The sequence below is a fragment of the Shewanella sp. BJSY2023SW005 genome, assembly GCF_047314585.1.
Classification (GTDB): domain Bacteria; phylum Pseudomonadota; class Gammaproteobacteria; order Enterobacterales; family Shewanellaceae; genus Shewanella; species Shewanella algae.
The window spans coordinates 22,922-43,907 of record NZ_JBKORJ010000059.1; the positions used below are offsets into that span (position 1 = coordinate 22,922).

Annotated in this window: 19 protein-coding genes; 10 read left to right on the plus strand and 9 right to left on the minus strand. The window is 55.0% G+C overall.

Annotated features, from left to right (window positions below):
- Positions 1-197 precede the first annotated feature (197 nt).
- Genes cobA through cysC form a run of 5 tightly spaced genes read left to right on the plus strand, consistent with a single transcriptional unit; the run spans position 198 to position 5,747 of the window.
- On the plus strand, positions 198-1,019 hold the full coding sequence (gene cobA, locus ACMHXI_RS18455) for a uroporphyrinogen-III C-methyltransferase (protein WP_028780230.1): 822 nt from the start codon (positions 198-200) through the stop codon (positions 1,017-1,019).
- An 18-nt stretch (positions 1,020-1,037) separates the two neighbouring features.
- Positions 1,038-1,946, plus strand: a complete 909-nt coding sequence (gene cysD, locus ACMHXI_RS18460) for a sulfate adenylyltransferase subunit CysD (protein ID WP_028780229.1) — start codon at positions 1,038-1,040, stop codon at positions 1,944-1,946.
- Positions 1,946-3,361, plus strand: coding sequence for a sulfate adenylyltransferase subunit CysN (cysN, locus tag ACMHXI_RS18465; RefSeq protein WP_413735754.1), 1,416 nt, complete (start codon positions 1,946-1,948; stop codon positions 3,359-3,361). Before cysD ends, cysN begins: the two co-directional genes overlap by 1 nt.
- A gap of 1 nt (position 3,362) precedes the next feature.
- Entirely contained in the window at positions 3,363-5,099 is a 1,737-nt protein-coding gene (locus tag ACMHXI_RS18470; RefSeq protein WP_025009978.1) for an SLC13 family permease, read from the plus strand.
- Between the two features lie 9 nt (positions 5,100-5,108).
- Positions 5,109-5,747, plus strand: coding sequence for an adenylyl-sulfate kinase (gene cysC, locus ACMHXI_RS18475; protein ID WP_025009979.1), 639 nt, complete (start codon positions 5,109-5,111; stop codon positions 5,745-5,747).
- Between the two features lie 14 nt (positions 5,748-5,761).
- Here cysC and ACMHXI_RS18480 read toward each other — a convergent pair whose 3' ends face one another.
- Positions 5,762-6,592 (minus strand): TIGR03899 family protein, encoded by an 831-nt coding sequence (locus ACMHXI_RS18480; RefSeq protein WP_208148921.1) that lies wholly within the window; start codon positions 6,590-6,592, stop codon positions 5,762-5,764.
- Positions 6,593-6,657: 65 nt separating this feature from the next.
- Entirely contained in the window at positions 6,658-7,860 is a 1,203-nt protein-coding gene (locus tag ACMHXI_RS18485; protein WP_071238591.1) for an MFS transporter, read from the minus strand.
- Between the two features lie 309 nt (positions 7,861-8,169).
- Between ACMHXI_RS18485 and hemG the strand changes: the two genes are divergently transcribed.
- Together hemG and ACMHXI_RS18495 are read left to right on the plus strand one after the other, a co-directional pair.
- Positions 8,170-8,712: a menaquinone-dependent protoporphyrinogen IX dehydrogenase gene (gene hemG / locus ACMHXI_RS18490; protein WP_144226911.1), complete on the plus strand. Its 543-nt coding sequence runs from the start codon at positions 8,170-8,172 to the stop codon at positions 8,710-8,712.
- Positions 8,713-8,724: 12 nt separating this feature from the next.
- Positions 8,725-9,249: a cytochrome b/b6 domain-containing protein gene (locus ACMHXI_RS18495; protein ID WP_045283083.1), complete on the plus strand. Its 525-nt coding sequence runs from the start codon at positions 8,725-8,727 to the stop codon at positions 9,247-9,249.
- Between the two features lie 63 nt (positions 9,250-9,312).
- Here the strand turns inward: ACMHXI_RS18495 and ACMHXI_RS18500 are convergent, their stop codons facing one another.
- Positions 9,313-10,929, minus strand: coding sequence for an AMP-binding protein (locus ACMHXI_RS18500; RefSeq protein WP_025009984.1), 1,617 nt, complete (start codon positions 10,927-10,929; stop codon positions 9,313-9,315).
- A gap of 235 nt (positions 10,930-11,164) precedes the next feature.
- On the opposite strand from ACMHXI_RS18500, the gene ACMHXI_RS18505 reads away from it, so the two are divergent.
- A complete protein-coding gene (locus ACMHXI_RS18505; protein WP_219012984.1) occupies positions 11,165-11,734 on the plus strand; it encodes an NADPH-dependent FMN reductase in 570 nt (189 codons plus the stop codon).
- Positions 11,735-11,783: 49 nt separating this feature from the next.
- Here ACMHXI_RS18505 and ccoG read toward each other — a convergent pair whose 3' ends face one another.
- The 3 genes from ccoG to ACMHXI_RS18520 all read right to left on the minus strand — a co-directional run bounded on the left by ccoG (position 11,784) and on the right by ACMHXI_RS18520 (position 15,423).
- On the minus strand, positions 11,784-13,190 hold the full coding sequence (ccoG, locus tag ACMHXI_RS18510) for a cytochrome c oxidase accessory protein CcoG (protein ID WP_413735758.1): 1,407 nt from the start codon (positions 13,188-13,190) through the stop codon (positions 11,784-11,786).
- A gap of 184 nt (positions 13,191-13,374) precedes the next feature.
- Positions 13,375-14,829: a sigma-54 interaction domain-containing protein gene (locus ACMHXI_RS18515; RefSeq protein WP_181317261.1), complete on the minus strand. Its 1,455-nt coding sequence runs from the start codon at positions 14,827-14,829 to the stop codon at positions 13,375-13,377.
- A 51-nt stretch (positions 14,830-14,880) separates the two neighbouring features.
- A complete protein-coding gene (locus ACMHXI_RS18520; RefSeq protein WP_413735760.1) occupies positions 14,881-15,423 on the minus strand; it encodes a thioredoxin family protein in 543 nt (180 codons plus the stop codon).
- A gap of 199 nt (positions 15,424-15,622) precedes the next feature.
- Here ACMHXI_RS18520 and ACMHXI_RS18525 point away from each other — a divergent pair, with 199 nt between their 5' ends.
- Complete coding sequence (locus ACMHXI_RS18525) at positions 15,623-16,240, plus strand: LysE family translocator (protein ID WP_413735762.1); 618 nt, start codon at positions 15,623-15,625, stop codon at positions 16,238-16,240.
- Here ACMHXI_RS18525 and ACMHXI_RS18530 read toward each other — a convergent pair.
- Positions 16,229-17,128, minus strand: coding sequence for a LysR substrate-binding domain-containing protein (locus ACMHXI_RS18530; RefSeq protein WP_413735763.1), 900 nt, complete (start codon positions 17,126-17,128; stop codon positions 16,229-16,231). The genes ACMHXI_RS18525 and ACMHXI_RS18530 overlap by 12 nt on opposite strands.
- Positions 17,129-17,319: 191 nt before the next feature.
- On the minus strand, positions 17,320-17,646 hold the full coding sequence (locus ACMHXI_RS18535) for a DUF3144 domain-containing protein (RefSeq protein WP_101055704.1): 327 nt from the start codon (positions 17,644-17,646) through the stop codon (positions 17,320-17,322).
- Positions 17,647-17,978: 332 nt separating this feature from the next.
- On the opposite strand from ACMHXI_RS18535, the gene ung reads away from it, so the two are divergent.
- On the plus strand, positions 17,979-18,647 hold the full coding sequence (ung, locus tag ACMHXI_RS18540) for a uracil-DNA glycosylase (protein ID WP_413735765.1): 669 nt from the start codon (positions 17,979-17,981) through the stop codon (positions 18,645-18,647).
- 115 nt (positions 18,648-18,762) lie between these two features.
- Here the strand turns inward: ung and ACMHXI_RS18545 are convergent, their stop codons facing one another.
- Complete coding sequence (locus ACMHXI_RS18545) at positions 18,763-20,718, minus strand: methyl-accepting chemotaxis protein (RefSeq protein WP_062793434.1); 1,956 nt, start codon at positions 20,716-20,718, stop codon at positions 18,763-18,765.
- Between the last annotated feature and the right edge of the window lie 268 nt (positions 20,719-20,986).

The window sequence follows — 20,986 nt, forward strand, 5'->3', positions numbered from 1 at the left end:
TTCCACTTTGATTTTGTAATCTATTGAAAATAAAAAGTAATGTTTTTTATTAACAGATTTCTCAGTCTCCGGGCGCTTTCTTGTTACCGCGATTCCTTTCTATATATCTAAAAGTAATAACAACTAATGATTCTCTATTTATAGTGGAATATAAGTAGCCGCTATATTGCTTACATCAGCAAGATGGGGAATAGCGCATGGAATTACTGACACTGCCCGGCAAGCGGGCCAAGGGCAAAGTTTATCTGCTTGGAGCCGGTCCCGGCGATCCTGAGCTATTGACCGTCAAGGCCTGGCACCTGCTGCAGCGCGCCGATGTGGTGCTGTTCGATGCCTTGGTCAGTCCCGAGATCCTGGCGCTGATCCCCGAAGGTGCCGAGCGCATCGCCGTGGGCAAACGGGCCGGTGAGCACAGTGCTTCTCAGAGTGAAATCAACCGTTTGTTGCTGACCAAGGCTTTTACCCGCCAAACCGTGGTCAGGCTCAAAGGGGGCGATCCCTTTATCTTCGGTCGCGGCGGCGAGGAGTTGCAGACTCTGGCACAGGCCGGCGTCGCCTTTGAAGTGGTGCCGGGCATCACGGCCGCCAGCGGTACTGCCGCCTATGCGGGTATTCCCTTGACCCACAGGGATTTTGCCCAAGGGGTCAGCTTTATTACCGGTCATTGCCAGCTGCAAAACCGCCCCATGGATTGGCAAGGCTACGCCAACCCGGCCAACACCCTGGTGGTGTACATGGGGATCCTCAATGCCGGGCTCATTCAGCAACAACTGATTGCCCATGGTCGCAGCCCGCAGACGCCGGTGGCCATTGTATCCAAGGCCACGACCAGACAGCAGCAGCGTGTTATCGGCACTCTGGAGCAGTTGCAAACCCTGGCTCAGGACTCGCGGGTAGTGATGCCGGCGCTGATGATCATAGGCGAAGTCGTCGCTCTGGCAGACAGCCTCAGCTGGTTTGAACCCGAGGCGGCGAATAATGACCAGCAACTACAACATGATGCTGCTACAGCACTTTGAATCAATTGGAGAAATAAGATGTCAGGGCCAGTGTTGAGTCACCTTGAACAGTTGGAAGCCGAGAGCATCCAGATCTTTCGCGAAGTTGCCGCCGAATTCGACAACCCGGTGATGTTGTACTCCATCGGCAAGGATTCTTCCGTGCTGTTGCATCTGGCACGCAAGGCCTTTTATCCGGGCAAGATCCCATTCCCCTTGCTGCATGTGGATACCGACTGGAAGTTTCGCGAGATGATACGTTTTCGTGATCAGGCGGCCGAGAAGTACGGCTTCGAGCTTCTGGTGCACAAGAATCCGCAAGGCCTGGCGATGGGCATGAATCCCTTTACCTTCGGCTCGGCCAAGCACACAGACGTGATGAAGACCGAAGGCCTGAAACAGGCCCTGGATAAATACGGTTTCGATGCCGCCTTTGGCGGTGCCCGCCGCGACGAGGAGAAGTCCCGCGCCAAGGAGCGTGTCTATTCCTTTCGCGATCGCCATCACCGCTGGGATCCCAAGAACCAGCGCCCCGAGCTGTGGCATACCTATAACGGCCAGGTCAACAAGGGGGAGAGCATCAGGGTCTTCCCGCTCTCCAACTGGACCGAGTTGGATATCTGGCAATACATCTATCAGGAAAACATCGACATAGTGCCGCTCTATTTTGCCGAGCAGCGCCCGGTGGTGGAGCGCGATGGCAGCCTGATCATGGTCGATGACGAGCGGATGCCGCTCAATGAAGGCGAAGTGCCCGAGTATCGCCGGGTGCGTTTTCGCACTCTGGGGTGTTATCCCCTGACCGGCGCCATAGAGTCCAGTGCCGCGACACTGGCAGAGATTATCGAAGAGATGTTGCTGTCCCGCTCCAGTGAGCGTCAGGGACGGGTCATCGACAGGGATTCGTCCGGGTCGATGGAAAAGAAAAAGCGTGAGGGGTATTTCTAATGTCGGTTGCACAACAAGTCAATGAGCTGGGTATAGAGCAATATCTTGAAAATCAGCAGCATAAATCGCTTTTGAAGTTTCTGACCTGTGGTTCCGTGGATGACGGCAAGTCAACACTGATAGGTCGTTTGCTGCACGACAGCGCCCAGATCTATGAAGATCAACTGGCGGCACTGCAAAAGGATTCCAAGAGCCATGGCACCACGGGCGAAGCCGTGGATCTGGCTTTGCTGGTGGATGGCCTGCAGGCCGAGCGCGAGCAGGGGATCACCATAGATGTGGCCTATCGTTACTTCTCTACCGAGAAGCGCAAGTTCATCATTGCCGACACTCCCGGGCATGAGCAGTACACCCGCAATATGGCGACCGGCGCTTCCAACTGCGATCTGGCGATTATCCTGATCGACGGTCGCTACGGGGTGCAGACCCAGACCCGCAGACACAGCTTTATCTGCTCACTCTTGGGGATCAAGCAGTTCATCGTGGCCGTCAACAAGATGGATCTGCTGGATTTCAGTGAGGAGCGTTTCGAGGCGATCAAGGCCGACTATCTGGCGTTTGCCGGCCAGTTACAGCTGGAAGAACTCCGCTTTGTACCGCTGTCGGCACTCGATGGCGACAACCTGGTGAACCGCTCGGCGCGTACCCCTTGGTATCAGGGCGAAACCCTGCTTGCCATGCTGGAGAGTGCGCCTGTGACCGGCTTTAACCACGCCTTCGATGCCCGCTTCCCGGTGCAGTATGTCAGCCGTCCCAACCTGGATTTCCGCGGTTTTGCCGGTACTTTGGCTTCCGGCAGTCTGCAAGTTGGTCAGAGGGTCAAGGTGCTGCCTTCGGGGAAAGAGTCGACTATCGCCTCGATTGTCACCTTCGATGGTGAGCTCAAGCAGGGCTATGCCGGCCAGGCACTGACCCTGACCCTGAGTGATGAGATTGATATCAGCCGCGGCGATGTGATAGTGCCGGCGGCGAGCCCTGTGGGCGTTTCCAACCGGCTGCAGGCCAAGGTGGTGTGGATGCACGAGCAGCCGCTGACACCCGGCAAGCAATACAACATCAAGCTGGGAACCAAAAAGGTGCCCGCCAGTGTCAGCCGCATACTGCACAGCATAGATGTGAATACCCTGGCACAGGACAGTGTTGCCGAGCTGAGCCTCAACACCATAGCCCTGGTTGAACTTGAGCTGAGCGAGGCCGTGGTGTTCGATGCCTATAATGACAATCGCGACACCGGCGGTTTTATCTTTATCGATCGCATCAGCAATGTCACTGTCGGTGCCGGTATGGTGCAGCAGGCGCTTGGGAAAACTGAAAAAACGACCCATTTCAGTGAGTTTGAATTGGAACTCAATGCCCTGATCCGCAAGCATTTCCCCCATTGGCAGGCGCTGGATATCCGCGCTCAGGGAGACTGAATTGTCTGAAACCTGGATCCTGGGGTTAATACTGCTCGCGCTGGTGGCCGGACTCGTCAGTGGTCTGGCATCACCGGCCATGCTGTTTACCATAGCGGCGCTGCTCAGTTACCTCTTGGGTATGCTGGAACTGGAGTCGCTGCTGGGCAGTTTTACCAACGCCAGTCTGGTGACTCTGGTGCTCCTGGTGCTGGCAACCACGGCACTGGAGAAGACGCCCTTGCTCGGTAGGCTCAGCCAGGTCATAGGCTCAGGCTCCTTGGGGCTGACCATGGCCAAGTTGGGGTTTTCCACTGCGTTGCTGTCGTCTTTTACCAACAATACCGCCGTTGTGGCCTCGCTGATTGGCGTGGTGCGTCGCAATCAGCAGCACGCACCGGCCAAGTTATTGCTGCCCTTATCCTACGCGGCGATTTTGGGCGGCACCCTGACCCTGATTGGCACCTCGACCAACCTGATAGTGAACTCCTTTGTTGAAAACGCCGGGCTGAAACCCCTGGGCTTTTTTGAGTTTTCCTTGATTGGCCTGGCCGTGGTGGTGGCCGGTATTGCGCTTTTGGTATTACTGTCACACCTGTTGCCCGATGGCGATGAGCAACACGGCGATGAAAGTCTGCCCTATCTGTTGGAAGCCAAAGTGCTGCCCGGCTCGACCCTGGTGGGCCGCAGCGTGCAGGACAACAGACTCAGAGCCCTGAAAAAGCTCTATCTGGCGGAGCTCGAGCGCAGCGGCATTCGCATCTGCCCTGTGCCGCCGCAACTCGTGTTGGCCGCGGGGGATGTGCTGCGCTTCAGCGGCGCGGTGGAGTCGGTGGAGTTGCTGCATCAATTCGATGGTTTGGAGTGGTTCGGCAAGCAGCAGGCCAGGGGCCAGAATTTGGTGGAAGCCGTGCTGGCGCCGTCTTCGGCTTTGGTGGGCTCTTCGCTCAAGGCCTCGCGATTTCGGGAGCAGTTTGATGCCGCCGTAATGGCGATTCGCCGTGGCCATCATCCACTCAAGGGCGGCTTGGGCGACATAGTGCTGCAAGCCGGAGATGTGTTGCTGTTGACCCCGGGTGATGGCTTTGGCCGTAATCCGCGTCTCAGTACCGACTTTGCCGCCGTCAGCGGCCTGGACTTGAGTGTCAGGCTGGACAGTCGCCGCAGTCAGTGGGTGCTGGCGGGCTTTGTGCTCACCATAGCTGCCAGTCTGCTGGGCTGGCTGCCGCTGGCCAAGGGGCTGGTGCTCTTGCTGCTCAGTTATCTGGCGATAGGTGCGGTGACCCTGGGCGAGCTCAAACGGCGGTTCCCGCTGGAGCTGGTGTTGATTGTCGGCAGCGCCCTGAGTCTGGCCAATCTGATGTTGGATACCGGCTTGGCCAAAGGGATGGCCGATACTCTGCTCGGCGCCTTTTCCGGCTTTGGGGTCTTTGGCGCCTTTGTCGGGGTTTATTTGTTGACCTTGCTGTTGACCGAACTCATAACCAATAACGCGGCGGCGGCCTTGGCTTTTCCCGTGGCCTATGCGATTGCGACCAGCTTCGGGGTCGACAGTCGGCCCTTTATTCTGGCAGTGGTGTTTGGTGCCAGCGCCAGCTTTATTTCGCCCTATGGTTACCAAACCAATCTGATGGTGTTCAATGCCGGTAATTACCGCTTTATTGATTTTGTGCGCTTGGGGCTGCCGCTGTCGCTGCTTTACTCGGCGATAGTTTTGTTTCTGGTGCCCATGCTGTTCCCCTTTGATGCGGGTCTTTAAGGAGTGACGATGAAGAATTCTACCCAGCCCAATGCCGATATCGTTTGGCATCAGCATGCTGTCGATCAGGCGGCCAGGGCAGCCCAGAAGGGCCAACAACCTGTGCTGCTCTGGTTCACCGGGCTGTCCGGCGCCGGCAAGTCGACCCTGGCAGGCGCCCTGGAGCGGGCACTGTTCGAGGCGGGGTTTCATACCTATCTGCTCGATGGCGACAATGTACGTCATGGTCTTTGCAAAGATCTCGGTTTCAGCGCCGCCGATAGGGATGAAAACCTGCGAAGAGTGGGCGAAGTGGCGCACCTGATGGTGGATGCCGGTTTGCTGGTACTGTCGGCCTTTATCTCGCCGACCCGGGCCGAGCGCGACGCCATTCGCTGCCGGTTTGCCGCGGGGCGTTTTATCGAAGTGCATGTTTCCACGCCGCTGGCTGTGTGTGAGGCCCGCGATCCCAAGGGCTTGTATCAGAAGGCGCGTAAGGGGGAGATCCGTGACTTTACCGGGATTTCGGCGCCCTACGAAGAGCCGCTGGCTGCCGAGTTGACCATAGATACCAGCAAGGGCGATCTCAATACTCAGGTGCAGGCATTGCTGGATTACCTCTCTGCCTTGGAAGTGATCCCATCGACGCGATTACAGGCCAGCGCCTGAGGCTCAGTTGATGCCTAGCTAATGCTGAAGTCTTTGGTAAACAAGGCCTTCAGCGCATTGATATAGGCTTCGTCTTCCCTTGGACGCACCAAGAGTGCCAGTTCATCGCCCACTGGGGTAAAGCGGTAGTAGCTGAACAGCAGGTGGCCTGATTTTGGGGTCAGCTTCAGGTGTTGCTGTTGGATCTGCAGTTGCAGCGGGCTCTTGCTGTCCAATATGCCGGTCTCGAACTCGCCCCTGTGCAGTATGCCGCCATCCACGAGGGTGAGTATGCTTGAGTAGGGCATGCCGAATTGCGACAACCCCAGGTTGACCGCGCTGTGTTTACGAAAATACTGGCCTATGCCGCCGCTGACTCTGTAACCACTGATAAGCTTGAATCGGCTCTCATTGTTGACCTTGACCGCCATCCCCAGCGCTTTTTCCAGTATGTGTGCCTCTCTCAAGGTCAGCTGTTTCAGGGTTGCAAGGGTACGCAGGCTGAAGTTGCCTGGATTGATGATTTCACTTGAGAGTATCCGAGCCCACAGATCCTGCATCTTGCGATTGTGGATCTGCTCGGCCATTTGGAAGAATTGATGTACCCAGTCGGGATCCAGCTCCACCCCGGTCACATCGGACGGGGTATAGCTCAGTGCCATGGCGTAGATGTTTTCCAGGTTGCGTTGGTACTGGGCTTGTTGTTTGTCGATGCGAAAGGCCGCCCGTTCGGCGACGCTGGCATTGGCGGGTTTATAGTCCTGCTCAGAGGCGAGTCCCAGCAGGCGCCCGAGGCGCAGCGCCTTCTTGCGGGCCGATGCCTGACCGGGCTCTTCTATTTCTCTGGGGAGTTTTTCCTCTGCCATTCTGATTATCTTCTCGCGAAAACTGTGCTTCTTTATGCATAATTTTCAGTTAGTTGTCCAGTAATTCAGCCTGCTTCCTGCTGTTGGGTTTCTGCAACTAGGGCCTTGTGCCAACTGAGTTCGCGTCCGGGGGCCGGGTCCTTGGGCACCAGGCGTGCCAGCAACAGCGAACAGGCGGCGAGTCCGGCACCGATATAAAACACTGCCGCAGGTGAACTGAGCCAGAGCACTCCGAGCAATACCGGGATCACCACGGCCGCGATATGATTGATGGTAAAGCTGACCGACATGGTGGCGGCAATGTCTTTGGGATCGGCAATTTTTTGGAAATAGGTCTTGATGGCAATAGCCATGGCAAACAGCAGGTGGTCTATCACATAGAGCGCCGCTGCCATGTGGCCGTCCTCCACCAGGGCATAGCTGATAAACAGCAGCACCAGGCCGATATATTCCAGGGTCAGGGCGTGCCTTTCTCCTATGCGGCCGATAAAGCGGCCTATGGCCGGGGCAAACAGCAGGTTGACTACATAGTTGATCAGAAACAGAGCCGTGATCTCACTGACGCTGTAACCGAACTTCTCCACCATCATAAAGCCGGCGAACACCATGAAGATTTGCCTTCTGGCTCCCGAGAAAAAGGTCAGCAGGTAATAGAGCCAGTAGCGTTTTCTGAGGATGATTTTCTTGTGCTGGACTTCGCCGGTATCGAACCTGGGGAAATAGCAGTAGAGAGTGATCACCATCAAAAGCCCCAAGGCGCCTATGAGGCTGTACATCCAGACATAGTCCAGCTTGAATACTGTCATCACCAACCAGATGCTGCCGTAACCTCCCAATGCGGCTGCGGCGCGCCATGACATGGCCTTTCCCATGAAACCGGCTGTCTGGGACTTGTCGACCCATTGCAGGGTCAGGGATTGATTGATGGTTTCAAAGTAGTGAAAACCGACCGACATTAAAATGGTCGTTAGGTAGAGCCCCAATACCTGGGGAAAGAAACCGGTAATGCCCACCCCGATACACAGCAGCGCCAGCGACAACAGGGCGAAGGCCTGTTCTTTGATCAATAGCAGCACAAAAATGGCGCTAAAGGCCAGAAACCCGGGAACCTCCCTGAGGCTTTGCAGCATGCCTATTTCGGCGCCGGTAAATTGTGCTCTTTCAATAACAAAGTTGTTCAGCAGGGCCTGCCAGACGGCAAATACCAAGGACATGACAAAGGTCATCCACAGTAGCAAGGCCTGGGGATTGCGGGTTGGTTGCTGCATCTTGTTTCGAACATGGCTGGAGAGTATCAGCTTATGCTAATGCCTGAACCTGGAGATAACCAGAAAACTTTGTTGAAAAATATTATCCGCCTGTAAAGCCACTGTAGCGCCAGGGTTCCACTGCCATAGCGGCCTCTTGAGGGGCGGTTACTCAAAGGGTCCCAAAGCGGTTATTTTTTGTGAACTACCCGGTATTTCCGCGGCTTGGACAGCGTTTCGCCCTTTAGCCGTGATCTGTTTCATGTAAATAAGCTAATGGATCACCTAAGATGACACCAGTACTAAGAGATTGAACTACTAGGGGTTAAGGTGAGCAAGACTCTTCTGCTGTATTCCAGCGTGCATGGTCAGACCCGCAAGATCTGTGACGTTATGGCAAAGCAACTTGGCGCTCTGGGGCAGCAAGTGACCATGGCGGCGATTGATGATGCGCCGGATCTGGCCGATTTTGATCGGGTTGCCATTGGAGCCAGTATTCGTCACGGCAAACACAATCCCGCGGTGTTCGACTATATCCGCCAACATCAGCAGCAGTTGGAAAGCAAGGCCAATGGTTTCTTTTCCGTGAGTCTGGTGGCGCGCAAGCCGGAAAAAAATACCCCTGAAACCAACCCTTACATGCAGGCGTTTCTTGCCAAGACTGAATGGAAGCCCAAGCAACTGGCTGTGTTCGGCGGTAATCTGGACTATCAGGGCTATGGGACCATGGACAGAAACATCATACGTTTCATCATGTGGATCACCAAGGGACCGACCGATCCCAATACCTGCATCGAATACACAGATTGGGGCAAGGTGCAGGAATTTGCCGAGCAATTGGCGGCGCAAACTCTGATCTCCAGGGCGGGTTAAAGCGAGGCTGAAATGGCTCTGTTGCAACGTCTTTGGCGCTTCTATAGTGCCCATCAACACTTGTTGTTAATCCTCTTGTGCCTGTTTCTGGTGCTGGGCAGTGGCAGTCTGATGATGATCCGCAGCATCAGGGCCGGCGCCGGTTTCTGGGATCTGAGCCATGTTTATCTCGGGCTCCTGTGCGTTCCTTTGTCGCTGACATTTCTTGTGAGCAACTGCACCTCGGGCCGCTGGCGCCAGTATTTCAGCCTGTTTATCGGTGATTGGCGTCAGATAGGCGCCGATATCGGCGGCTTGTTTAAAGGCAAGTTACCGGTCGCCGGAGGCAAGGGGCTGTTCAGCCTGATAGAAGGGCTGGGGATGTTGCTGCTGCTGGGTGTGGCCCTGACCGGCCTGCTCTGGTATTTGACCCAAGGCTCCAGTGATGCGCTGTTCTGGCGAGGCTGGCACAAACATCTGGCTCACGGTTTTATTGGCTTTTTGATAGTGCACGCCATCTGTGCCCTTAGTCACCTGCTTGACTTCTTTCGTCAGTAGGGCGCTTAAAGTAAAAAGCTTTGACAATAAAAATGCCGCTTAACAGCGGCATTTTTATCTGACTTATTTGCGCAGTTCACGCCTGAGTATCTTGCCGACCGTGCTCTTGGGCAGTTGGGCTACAAACTCTATCACCTTGGGCACCTTGTAGGCCGCGAGCTCCGCTCGGCAGTGTGCCTCTATGGCTGCTTGAGCTTTGGCGGCATCGACCTCAGGTTTGAGCACTATTACCGCCTTGACGGCTTCACCGCTGCGCTCATCTTCAACACCGATAACCGCGCATTCAAGTACCAACTCACAGCGGGCCAGCACGTTTTCGACTTCGTTGGGGTAAACATTGAAGCCGGAAACGATAATCAGATCTTTCTTGCGATCCACTATGCTGTGATAGCCATCTTCACTCTCAATGGCGATATCTCCTGTCTTGAAGAAGCCATCCTCTGTCATCACAGCCGCAGTTTCATCGGGCTTTTGCCAGTAACCACTCATCACCTGAGGGCCGCGCACCGCCAGTTCACCGGCTTGACCCGGTGGCAGCGGCTGGTCATTGCCATCGAGGATCTGCACTTGAGTCTCGATAACCGGCTTGCCTATGCTGCCCAGACGTTCCAGTCCTGGCGCGTTGAGGGAAATAACCGGCGAGGTTTCACTCAGGCCATAGCCTTCAGATATGGTGCAGCCAGTGGTTTGTTGCCAGAGTTTGGCCGCCGCTTCGGTGAGGGCGGTACCGCCGGAAATAGTGATCTTCAGATGGGAGAAGTCCAGTTCACGGAAGGCTTGCTGGTGGCACAGACCGACAAAAAGGGTGTTGAGCCCGGCAAATCCGGTAAAGGGATATTTGGCCAAGGTCTTGATCAACGAGGCTATGTCCCTCGGGTTGGGAATCAGTACCGTCAGAGCGCCGCGCTCGAAGTAAAGCACCAGATTCACCAAAAAGGCGTAAATATGGTAGATGGGTAGCGGGGCGACGAAGATCTCTTCCCCCTGTACCAGGTTGGCGCCGATACGGGATTCACATTGCAGGGCGTTGGCAATCAGGTTTCTGTGGCTGAGCATGGCCCCCTTGGAAAGGCCTGTGGTACCGCCCGTGTATTGCAGCGCCACCAAATCGTCCAGAGTCAGCTTTACTTCACTGAATTCCAGCTGACGTCCCAGCTCAAGGACCTTGGTGAATTCGATATTTTTCAGGCCGGTTCTGGGCTGAATTTGCGGCTCGATAAGATCCAGCGGGTGGGTGGAAATCACGGTTTCAATCGGGGTGCTGGCAACGACCTTGGCCAGAATGGGCAAGAGATCTGACAGTACTACCAGCGCCTTGGCGCCGGAGTCCTTGAACTGATGGATCAATTCCCGCTCGGTATACAGGGGGTTGGTATTCACCAGCACCAGGCCTGCGCGAATCGCGCCATAGGCGGCAATGACGAACTGGCTGATATTGGGTAGCTGGATGGCGATGCGATCGCCGACTTGCAACTGGGTGTTGTGTTGCAGGAAAGCGGCAAAGGCGCGTGAGTCCCTCTCCAGTTCCCGGAAGCTGATGGCCTTGCCGAGGCAGGCAAAGGCGCTCTTGTCGCCGTAACGCTCACAACTGCTGACTATCATATCTGCAAGAGAGTCATAGCGGGAAAAATCCAACTGAGTCTGGCTATCGTATACCTGATTCTGTATCACTCTTGTCATCACCTTTTCCTTTGGGATTTGTTATTGTTATTTGGTTTTGAATGCTTATTTAGCCCTGATATTAATTCTGGCCCCTGTCTCCCCCGAGACTTTCTGCGCTGTGCTGAATGCTGCGCCAAAAAGTTTTGCAACGATCTGGATTCAGGTTAGAGGCAAAGCGCAGCCAAGGCAATGGTGGCGAATGAAAAATCCTGTTCAATAAATGGGTTAATCGACTGTAATTAAGGATAAAAACATGCAGCAACTGCGGATAAAGTTTATTTCCGGTAGCCTGAGAAAGGGCTCGTTCAACACCCGTCTAGCCCATTATGCCGCCGCCGTGGCCGCCGAGCTGGGGCTGGAGTCTGAGGTGCTGGCACTGAATGCGTTTCCCATGCCCCTGCTCAATCAGGATGACGAGGCCGAATTTGGTGCCCCCGAAGCTGCCGTGGCACTCAAGGGCAAGCTGTTGCAGAGCGATTGTCTGGTGCTGGTGTGCCCCGAATACAATGGCTCCATAACTGCGGCCCTGAAAAATGCCATCGATTGGCTGTCCCGCCCGGCAACTCAACCCGCGGGCAATGTATTTGCCGGTAAATGGGTGGCCCTGATGGCGGCAAGCCCGGGAGCACTCGGGGGGCTCAGAGGCTTGACCCCGGTCCGCGAGCTGATGTTCAACCTGGGGGCGCTGGTATTGCCCGAGCAGTTGGCGCTTGCCAAGGCTCACGAAGCCTTTACCGAAGATGGTTCTCTGCTGGGAGATTACCAGCAGAGCAAGGTGAAAAGCATACTGCAGGGGCTGATTGCCCAGCAGAGTAAAGGATAAAAAAGCGGGCGGCGAAGCAGGGTGAAACACTTCGCCGCCCTGAGGCAACTCAAGGGACAAAAAATACCGACTTCTGGCTGACGCTATTATCTGGTGCATCGGCCTCAGTCACTTTAAACAGCAGATTGCTGCGGTTGTTGTCGATTTGCGTCACAGGCACAGTCAGGGTCAGCGGCAATTCATACTGCTCGCCGGCGGCGATGTGAACGCTATTGGTCGACAACTTATAGGGCATGGCGCCGCTGATCTCTATCTGGTAGTGCTTATCCTGCTGGGTCTTATTGCGTATTTTCAGCAGATAGCTGTTTTCTATGCCGTCATCCAGGGTTTCCCGGTACAGGCTCTGGCGGTCGCGGATCACATTGAGCGTGATGGGATCCCGCGAGTAGATATCCAGCCCCATGGTGCAGAGTATGACCAACAAGGCGGCGCCATAGCCAATAAAGCGTTTGCGCTGCCATAGTGGCGGAGTTTGCCCGGTCAGTGACTCTTCACTGGTATAGGAGATGAGCCCGGGGCGATAACCAAACTTGCTCATGGTCTGATCGCAGGCATCGACGCAGGCGCCACAGTTGATGCACTCATATTGCAGGCCGTTACGAATATCTATCCCGGTGGGACACACCTCGACGCAGAGATTACAGTCGACACAGTCGCCAAGCTCTGTGGCTTGCTTGCGCTTTCTTGGGCCACGGCTTTCACCTCGCTGGGCATCATAGGTCACTGTCTTGGTGAAGGAATCGAACATGGCTGATTGGAATCTGGCGTAGGGGCAGCAGTGCAGGCACATCTGCTCACGCATCCAACCGGCATTGAGATAGGTACACAGGGCGAAAAAGTACACCCAAGCGCTATCCCAAAAACCGGCGGAGAAGGTAAAAATCTCCGGATACAGCTGCTTGGCCGGTACAAAGTAGGCGATAAAGCCACAGCCGGTGATCAGAGACATTAAAATCCACAGCAGATGTTTGCCGCCGCGCTTGACGGCCTTACTGACCGTCATGGGCGAGGCATCCAGCTTGATCCTCTGGTTACGGCTGCCTTCCAGCTTCTCTTCTACCCAGGCAAAGCCGAACGTCCAGGCGGTTTGCGGGCAGAGATAACCACACCAGACCCGGCCCCAAAACAGGGTCACAAAAAACAGTGCAAAGGCGGCGGCGATAAAGAACCAGGCCAACAGGGTAAAATCCTGGGGCCAGAGGCTGCTGCCAAAAAAGTAAAACTGTTGATTGGCCAGATCGAACCAGATGGCCTGTCGTCCCTGCCAGTCGATAAAGGGCAGTAACAGAAACAGGGCTATCAACAGGGCGTTGAGGCCGCTGCGCCAACGTTGAAAATAACCGCGTTGGCTACGAAAGTGGATTTTGCCGCCCTTGTGGCTGCTTTTCTTGTCTTGGGGGGAGGGGATAAAAGTGACCGGAATCGCTTCCGATGACTGTCTTGCCTGTTGAACCATGCTACTTCCTGAATGACGACTGACACACGGCTAGGCAATGGCAAGAGGCGTGCCAGTTAAAATTCATGTTTAACTTATTGATTTATATCTAATATTATTTCATTGGGATAAATAAAAGCTCACGACATAGCGTGAGTTGGCGATATATCGTGACTTTTGTGGTTTTTGGTTTTCAGCCTCGGCTTCAACTGCCCTGGCGGCGGATCCCCAGCTTTTGCATCCGTGATCTCAAGGTGCTGGGGGGCAACCCAAGACTGCTGGCCGCGCCCCTTGGACCGGATATTCGCCATTGGCAGGCGTCCAGTGTCGCCTTGATATGGGCCGCTTCCACTTCGGCCAGGGTCTGACCCACGGCTGGCAGCGGCGTATCACTGGGCAAGGGAGCGAGATGCAGTATCGGCTCACGGGCAAGAATGGCTTCCCGTTCCAGCAGGTTTTGCAATTCACGCACATTCCCCGGCCATTGATACTGCATCATCCGCCGCAGACTATCGCCATCAACGCCCGCCAGTGGTTTACCCAGTTTCAATGATAGGCTCTTGAGCAGCTGTTGCACCAGCTCAGGGATATCTTCCCGCCGCTGTCTCAGTGCCGGAACCTTGAGCGGAAAGACATTGAGCCGGTAGAAGAGATCCATCCGGAACAGGCCTTGCTCCACCCGCTGCTGCAGATCGTGATGAGTGGCGGCGATCAGCCGAATGTCCACCTTGATACTGTCACTGCCGCCGACGCGCTCAAACTCCTGCTCCTGAATAACCCGTAGCAGCTTGGACTGAGCCTCGAGACTGAGCTCGGCCACTTCATCGAGGAACAGGGTGCCTCTATGGGCCAGTTCGAAGCGTCCCTTGCGCCGCTGGCTGGCGCCGGTAAAGGCACCTTTCTCATGGCCGAACAGCTCACTCTCCAAGAGTCCGGCAGAGAAGGCGGCGCAGTTGACCGAGATCATAGGTTTGTCTTTGCGGCTGCTGAGCCGGTGCAACTGGCGGGCGACCAGCTCCTTGCCTGTGCCGTTTTCCCCTTGGATCAATACGGTACTGTCGGTATTAGCCACCAGGCGCAACTGTTTGAGCAGGGTTTGGATCATCGGGCTGTTACCGGCAATCTCCTGGGTGCCCGTCTTGTCTTCCAGCTCGGCCTGCAGCCAGGAGTTTTCCGAGGCCAGTTGTTCCGATAGCGCCTGTACCTGTTCCAGCGCCTGACGCAGCGACAACTCAGTCTGCTTTTGCAGACTAATGTCGCGAAATATCGCTACTACGCCCTTGAGCTTACCGTCCTGCCAAACTGGGGTGGAACTATAGTGTACGGGAAAGCAGCTGCCGTCCTTGCGCCAGAAGACTTCCGTGGTTATTTCTCTGGCTTTGCCATCTTTGAGTGTCTGATAGATGGGGCAATCTTCGTGGGGATAGACACTGCCATCGGCGTGGCTGTGATGGTGAAAGTCGTGGATCTTGCGCCCCAAGAGTTCGGCGGCGCTCCAGCCGGTCATCTTCTCGGCCGCCGGGTTAATAAAGACGGCATTACCTTTAAGATCAAAACCATAAATGCCTTCACTGACGGCATTGAGCAAGAGGCGGTTTTCGGGCAAAAAGCTGTTTGAGTCAGACAAGGGCGGCTCCTTCGGCACTGATGACTGCGCCAGTATAGAGCCGTTTACAGGGCTTGTCAGTACAGATGCACGATATATCGTGCCTTACTGGCTGGCTTGAACATGAGCCAGTACCTTGAGCAGATCGTTGACCGTCAGGACACTGGGCATCATGATCCCCTCGGGGACAGCCGGGCCATGGACGCGGTTGTAGGGGGTTCCCACAACGCCTTGGGATCTCAGGTAACTTTCCACAGCCGGATTGGGCGTGCTGAGGTCGCCGCGCATCAGCACTATATTGGGCTCGGCCAGCGCCCTGACTATCTGCTCCCTATGGAGCACATTGGCCTTGTTGGCCTGGCAAATCAGGCACCAATCGGCACTCACATCGACGACGACTGTCTTGCCTTCGGCCACCAGAGCCGGGATTGCCTGGCTGTCTAGGACTTGCCAGCGCAGCTCCCGGTAAGCTTCATAATCTTCGCCGCGATACACAAAACTGACCACGGCGGCGACACAAAAAGCCATTCCCCCCAATACCAGGATCACCGCCATGGGGATCTTGGCGCCGCGGCGTTTTTTGATTAGCAGCAGCACAATCACCGCTATCAGGCTGAGCAGAGCCAATATGCTGAGAGTAAGTATCATCCGGGCCTCAATGGGTTTAGGGAGCTATATGGGCGCTCAGTATAGTCAGCAAGCCTTAAAACTAATTGAAAATTGGCGGCTCGAAAGCGTTGGCTTCATAGAGTATATTGACCAACCTGTTGCGAAAGGTGCTTGTTCTATATGAGGCGGGTGTTTGCACAAGACAGGGCAAAATGGTGTGTTTCATTGAGGGGGAACAATGAATTGGAGTGATTGGTTGGGACTGGTGGCTATCTCGTGTTTGGGGGCCATGTCACCCGGGCCGAGTCTGGCCATGGTGGTGCGTCACACCTTGGGTGGCGGTCGCAGTCGCGGCATTACCTGCGCCTGGGCGCATTCTTTGGGGATAGGTGTTTACGCCTTTATCACTCTGCTGGGTTTGGCTGTGGTACTGAAACACACCCCCTTGCTGTTTAACGGCATCGCCTTATTGGGGGCGCTTTATCTTGCCTGGCTTGGGATTCAGGCACTGCAATCCAAGGGCGGCATGCAGCAAAAACTCAGTGCTGGCAAGCCGACGAGCATGATGACAGCCGCCCGTGACGGCATTGCCATTTCGTTGTTTAACCCGAAAATTTTGCTGTTTTTCCTGGCCTTGTTCAGCCAGTTTGTCGCCGCCGCAGACAGCCTGCTGGGGCGAGGCATCATAGTCTTGACCCCTATGCTGGTGGATGGCCTCTGGTACACCCTGATAGCTTTCCTCTTGTCTCAGCCCAAGGTGTTGCCCAAGCTGAGAGAAAAGGCGCAGTTGATTGACCGCCTCAGCGGCCTGGTGCTTATCCTGTTGGCCGGGCGGGTGATTTATTCACTGCTGTGATTGCAATGCCTGCTCGAGATGTTCCCTGAGGGCGATAACCAAAGGACTGAGCTGACGTCTGTCGGCACAGAGCATATTGAGCGGTGCTTCTTCACCGCGCCACTCGGGGCAGAGTTGCAGCAGTTGACCATTTTTCAGCTCTTCACTGATATCGAGCCGTGACTTGTAGGCTATGCCTTTGCCGGCCACGGCCCAGCGCCGCACCAACTCGCCATCATCGGCGACTCTATCGCCTTTGACCTGCACAGTGATTTGGCCCGACTGTGACTGAAAATGCCACTTGCTGTGAGTCGCATCGGCCAGCATAAAGCACAGGCAGTTGTGCTTTGCCAGTTCCTCCGGGCTGTCCGGCGCACCGAACCTGGCAATATAGTCGGGAGAAGCGCACAACACCCTGTCATTTTGGCGGCAAAGCGGCAGGGCGATAAGCGCCGAGTCGGCCGGAAGCCCGTAGCGGAACGCTATGTCGACGGGTTGGCGGTAGATATCCGTCAGGCGATCGCTTATCTGCACCCTGATACTCACCTGCGGGTGGCGTTCCATAAATTCATCCAATATCGGCAACAAACGGTTGCGACCGAGATCCGATGGCAATGACAACTGTAACTTGCCCTTGAGCAGGCTCTGACCTCGTTGGATCGCTTGAAAGCCGTCGTCGAGAATATGCAGGGCTTCATTGCAGTGCTGCAGAAAGATTTCACCTTCCTGTGTCAGACGCAGGCTGCGGGTAGAGCGAACAAAGAGTACAGTGTAGAGTTGGGCTTCGAGGCGCTTGATGGCGGCGCTGGTAGCGGCCGGAGTCAGATCAAGCAGTTGTGCCACCCGCGACAGGCTGCCCTGTCTGGCGGTTTCGCTGAATATTTTCAAGTCCTGCAATGCTCGTATCATGCGCGCTTACCGAGAATAGTCCTGTTGATGACTCTGGTATTTATGCCTGTAATTGGCAGATATTCAAATAAATTTTGAAAGTGTCGCGGAAGAAACAGAGACAGTGATGCGGCTGACGGGATCGAGAAGGACAGAGCCGGAATGGTGTAATAGTGCGGGGACACAGGCCCCGCAGCGGCAATAAACGGAACTCAGACTTTGAATTGCTGCACGGCATTATCGGCCGGTTCGGCAGCTTCTTCGCTGTTGACCACAGGAGGATTGGCAATGTGATCTTCCAGGTTGTCATCCAACATGTCGCGATATTCGGCGGTAAACCACTCCAGGGCATTGGCTTTTTCGGCGCCCAGATCGGCAGACTTGATCGAGGCTTCAAAGGCGTTGAAGCGGGCGGCGGCAAATCTCAGGGCGGTGCCAACCTTGCCGACGTCGCCTTCTTGCTGGGTCAGTTCATTGGCGAGGGCGATAAACTGATCTGCTAACTGGAATATGGTGGTTTGGTTGCTGGCATCTGACATACTATATTCGCTCTTGCTAAGCCAAAGATTGAGGGCCGATTCTAACCTAAAAAGGCGCTGTGCCAAGGAAAAATATTGGCGATTGGGATCTGAATCCCCGCGCCTGCTTGCCAAGATCCTGGCATTTGGGCAAAAAGTTGCTTCAATAGTGGCTGCAGTTGTTGTCACTGAAGTCTGTGTTCGTGGGTTATCTTGGCTTACTCCTCAAGAGGTTGGCTTACAAAATTAACTCAGGTTCCTTCGAATACAGGCCTCAAAGCCGATGCTCGGCGCTTGTATCCCGCAGTCGGCGCTCTTAAGCTATGGCCTCTTTTACACAGAGGATTATCACCATGGCGCTTTCCACTGACTGGCAGGCATTTATCGCCGCTGAACAACAGGCCCCTTATTTTCAGCAACTCAGTGAGTTTGTCGCCGCAGAGCGCGCCGCCGGCAAGGCCATCTTTCCATCCGAGGAAGAGGTGTTCAGCGCCTTTGAGCTGACACCGCTGGATAAGGTGAGAGTGGTACTTATAGGTCAGGACCCTTACCATGGCCCAGGTCAGGCTCATGGCCTGTGTTTCTCGGTTAAACCCGGGGTGAAGACGCCACCTTCGCTGGTCAATATGTATAAGGAACTGGCGACCGACATCCCAGGATTCTCAATCCCGGATCATGGCAATCTGCTGAGCTGGGCCAAGCAAGGGGTCTTGATGCTCAATACTGTGCTGACGGTGGAGAAGGGCAAGGCGCACTCCCATGCCAAAGCGGGCTGGGAAACCTTCACCGACAGGGCTCTGCAGCTGCTAGATCAGCGTGACGAGCCGATTATTTTTGTGCTCTGGGGCAGTCATGCCATTAAGAAAGGCAAGCTTATCAAGGCGCCGCAGCACAAAATCTTAAGCGGCCCGCATCCTTCGCCTCTGTCAGCCTATCGCGGCTTCTTTGGCTGCGGCCATTTCTCGGCCATCAATCAGCAGTTGAAACAGTGGCAGCAAGCCGAAATAGATTGGCAGGTTTAGAGAAGGGGCTTATTTCGCACTTTCTTCGCACTTTCCTTAGCTAGAGGGATAGCGGCTATTTCACAGTATCAAGCAGAAACCTGGGTTGCTGCTCGATACTGTGGATTGAATTGCCTCAGACCTTGAACTGAGCTGTGGTGACACCAAGCTGATTCGCCAGTCCCAGCAAGCTGCGGGTGCTTATGGCCACTTGGCTGATGGCGGTGCTGTTTTCCTCGGCCGCGGCACTGAGGCCGGAAATCCCTTTGGCCAGGGTTGCCGATACCGTCGTTTGTTCCTCGGCTGCCGTAGCCGTTTGGCTCATCAAGGACTTGAGTGTCTGCAGCCGGTTACTGATATCATCGACCGCTTCACGCATGCCTTCGGCTTTCTCGGCGGTAGAGGCGGCTTCATCGCTGCAGGTTTGACTGTGGCTGACCAAAGAACCGGATTGGCGCTGGATCCCTTGCAGTACATTGCCTATATCCTGGGTGGCTTCCTGCACCTTGACCGCCAACTGACGCACCTCGTCGGCAACCACGGCAAAACCGCGACCGTGTTCACCGGCTCGGGCCGCCTCAATGGCAGCATTGAGCGCCAGCAGATTGGTCTGTTCGGCAATGCTGTCTATCACTTCAAGCACAGTGCCTATTTTCTGGCTGTCCTGTTCCAACGAGTTAACCTCTTTGTGGATCTCGGCAAAGTTGTTGAGGGTGACTTCCAAACTGGCGCGGGTATGATCCAGGTTTTGCCTCAAGGTTTCACTGGCGACCTGACAGGCGTTCACTTCATCGGCCGCGTGGGCAGTATTCTGGCCCACTTCGGCGGCGGCATAGCTCATCTCTTCCACCGCAGTTGCCAGCATGTCGGTTTCCTTGGCCTGAAGTTGAATGCTGCAATCGGCCTGGGTGATGGCGGCTGAATTTTGCTCTGCTGCTGATTCCAGCTCCTGTCCCATACCTATGAGCTGGGCGATGATCTCCCTGAGCTTGCTCTGCATTCTGGCCAACCAGCTCATTAGATGGCTGTCGCTCTGTGCTACTTGCAGCGTGCTGGTGAGATCGCCGGATGCTATCACTGAGGTGAGTTGACACATGTCGGCAGGCTCGCCTCCCAAGGGGCGCAGTACAAAGTTGCTGACCAGCTTGGCTGCCAGCAGTGCCAGCACTATGGCGCCGAGGCACACCATGGCACCGACATAAACCATATGCAGCGCCGGTGCTGCGACTTCGGCCTGATCGATTTCAGCTAAGAGCGCCCAACGAACCCCGAAGGCATCTATGGGAGCATAGGATGAAACCACTGGATTGCCTTTGTAATCCTTGAGCTGCGTGACACCGCTTTGACCCTTGAGCGCCTGTTCCACCGCTTGGGTATCTATGCCATTTTGCCTGACTGTACCGGCAAAAGAGGCTTTGACTGTGCGATTGACCGGGTCGAGAAAAGAGTCGGAGCGCATGCGCTTGTCGGCACCCACCAGATAAGTTTCACCGCTTTGGCCCATACCCTCGCGAATTTGCATCACCCCATTGATCCTGTCGATGGAGAGCTGGGCGGCAACCACCAAGGGGCGGCCCTGATATTGAATGCTCTTGCCGATAAAGGCTGCCGCTTCATTGCCCGAGGGGGCATAAGGGCTGAAATCGGCCATCACAGTTGCGCCGTTGCTGTTGATAGCGCTTCTGAACAGACGGCCAAGACCTGAATCTGCATAAGGCCCGGTTCGCAGGTTACTGCCCCAGTCGGCTTCATGGGTCACAGTGTCTTTCACCAAGCCTGAGTCTTCGATGATGAAAATATCGTAGAAGCCCAACTCTTTGTTGAGGGCTTCCAGCATGGGGCGGGACTGGCTGAGACTGTTGAGTGATTCACTGTTTTGGATCACGGCCGCGATTGCATCCAGATTGTTGCCGAAGTTGGCAAACATGGCATCGAGCTGGCGCTCTTTGATCTCTCTGACGGCCAGCAGCCTTTCTTCGGCCTGATTATAGAGCTCATCTTTGGCGAGCCAACTGACCAATGCCGTTGCCAGCACTAAAGGAACCAGCACGATAAGCAGACTGATAAGCTTGATTTTGGTGGTAAAGCGCATAGGTTGACTCCCTGTCAAACGGCTGAGAGAAACAGCATCCAATTCCATTCGATGTGACACAGCACAAAAGTTTTTGGCTGCTTAAAATTTAGAACAGGAGTGAGCAAGCGGCCAAAAATTTATTGTGTAAATTTTCGCCTTGGGAGTAACGCTATCCTGCCAGTCGCTGATCGCCTTTAAGCAATTGCTGTTGCAAATCTTTTAATTGTGATCTCCATCCATTGCCAAAGTGGGTGGAGAAAGGTAATTTTTAGCGTTATATAATTTT

Coding starts and splice junctions, on each gene's coding strand:
- ACMHXI_RS18495 (WP_045283083.1), top strand. CDS start 8,725: ATGGCTCTGTTGCAACGTCTTTGGCGCTTCTATAGTGCCCATCAACAC.
- ACMHXI_RS18485 (WP_071238591.1), bottom strand. CDS start 7,860: ATGCAGCAACCAACCCGCAATCCCCAGGCCTTGCTACTGTGGATGACC.
- ccoG (WP_413735758.1), bottom strand. CDS start 13,190: ATGGTTCAACAGGCAAGACAGTCATCGGAAGCGATTCCGGTCACTTTT.
- ACMHXI_RS18525 (WP_413735762.1), top strand. CDS start 15,623: ATGAATTGGAGTGATTGGTTGGGACTGGTGGCTATCTCGTGTTTGGGG.
- ACMHXI_RS18500 (WP_025009984.1), bottom strand. CDS start 10,929: ATGACAAGAGTGATACAGAATCAGGTATACGATAGCCAGACTCAGTTG.
- ACMHXI_RS18505 (WP_219012984.1), top strand. CDS start 11,165: ATGCAGCAACTGCGGATAAAGTTTATTTCCGGTAGCCTGAGAAAGGGC.
- ung (WP_413735765.1), top strand. CDS start 17,979: ATGGCGCTTTCCACTGACTGGCAGGCATTTATCGCCGCTGAACAACAG.
- cysC (WP_025009979.1), top strand. CDS start 5,109: ATGAAGAATTCTACCCAGCCCAATGCCGATATCGTTTGGCATCAGCAT.
- cysD (WP_028780229.1), top strand. CDS start 1,038: ATGTCAGGGCCAGTGTTGAGTCACCTTGAACAGTTGGAAGCCGAGAGC.
- ACMHXI_RS18530 (WP_413735763.1), bottom strand. CDS start 17,128: ATGATACGAGCATTGCAGGACTTGAAAATATTCAGCGAAACCGCCAGA.
- ACMHXI_RS18520 (WP_413735760.1), bottom strand. CDS start 15,423: ATGATACTTACTCTCAGCATATTGGCTCTGCTCAGCCTGATAGCGGTG.
- ACMHXI_RS18545 (WP_062793434.1), bottom strand. CDS start 20,718: ATGCGCTTTACCACCAAAATCAAGCTTATCAGTCTGCTTATCGTGCTG.
- cysN (WP_413735754.1), top strand. CDS start 1,946: ATGTCGGTTGCACAACAAGTCAATGAGCTGGGTATAGAGCAATATCTT.
- ACMHXI_RS18535 (WP_101055704.1), bottom strand. CDS start 17,646: ATGTCAGATGCCAGCAACCAAACCACCATATTCCAGTTAGCAGATCAG.
- ACMHXI_RS18480 (WP_208148921.1), bottom strand. CDS start 6,592: ATGGCAGAGGAAAAACTCCCCAGAGAAATAGAAGAGCCCGGTCAGGCA.
- cobA (WP_028780230.1), top strand. CDS start 198: ATGGAATTACTGACACTGCCCGGCAAGCGGGCCAAGGGCAAAGTTTAT.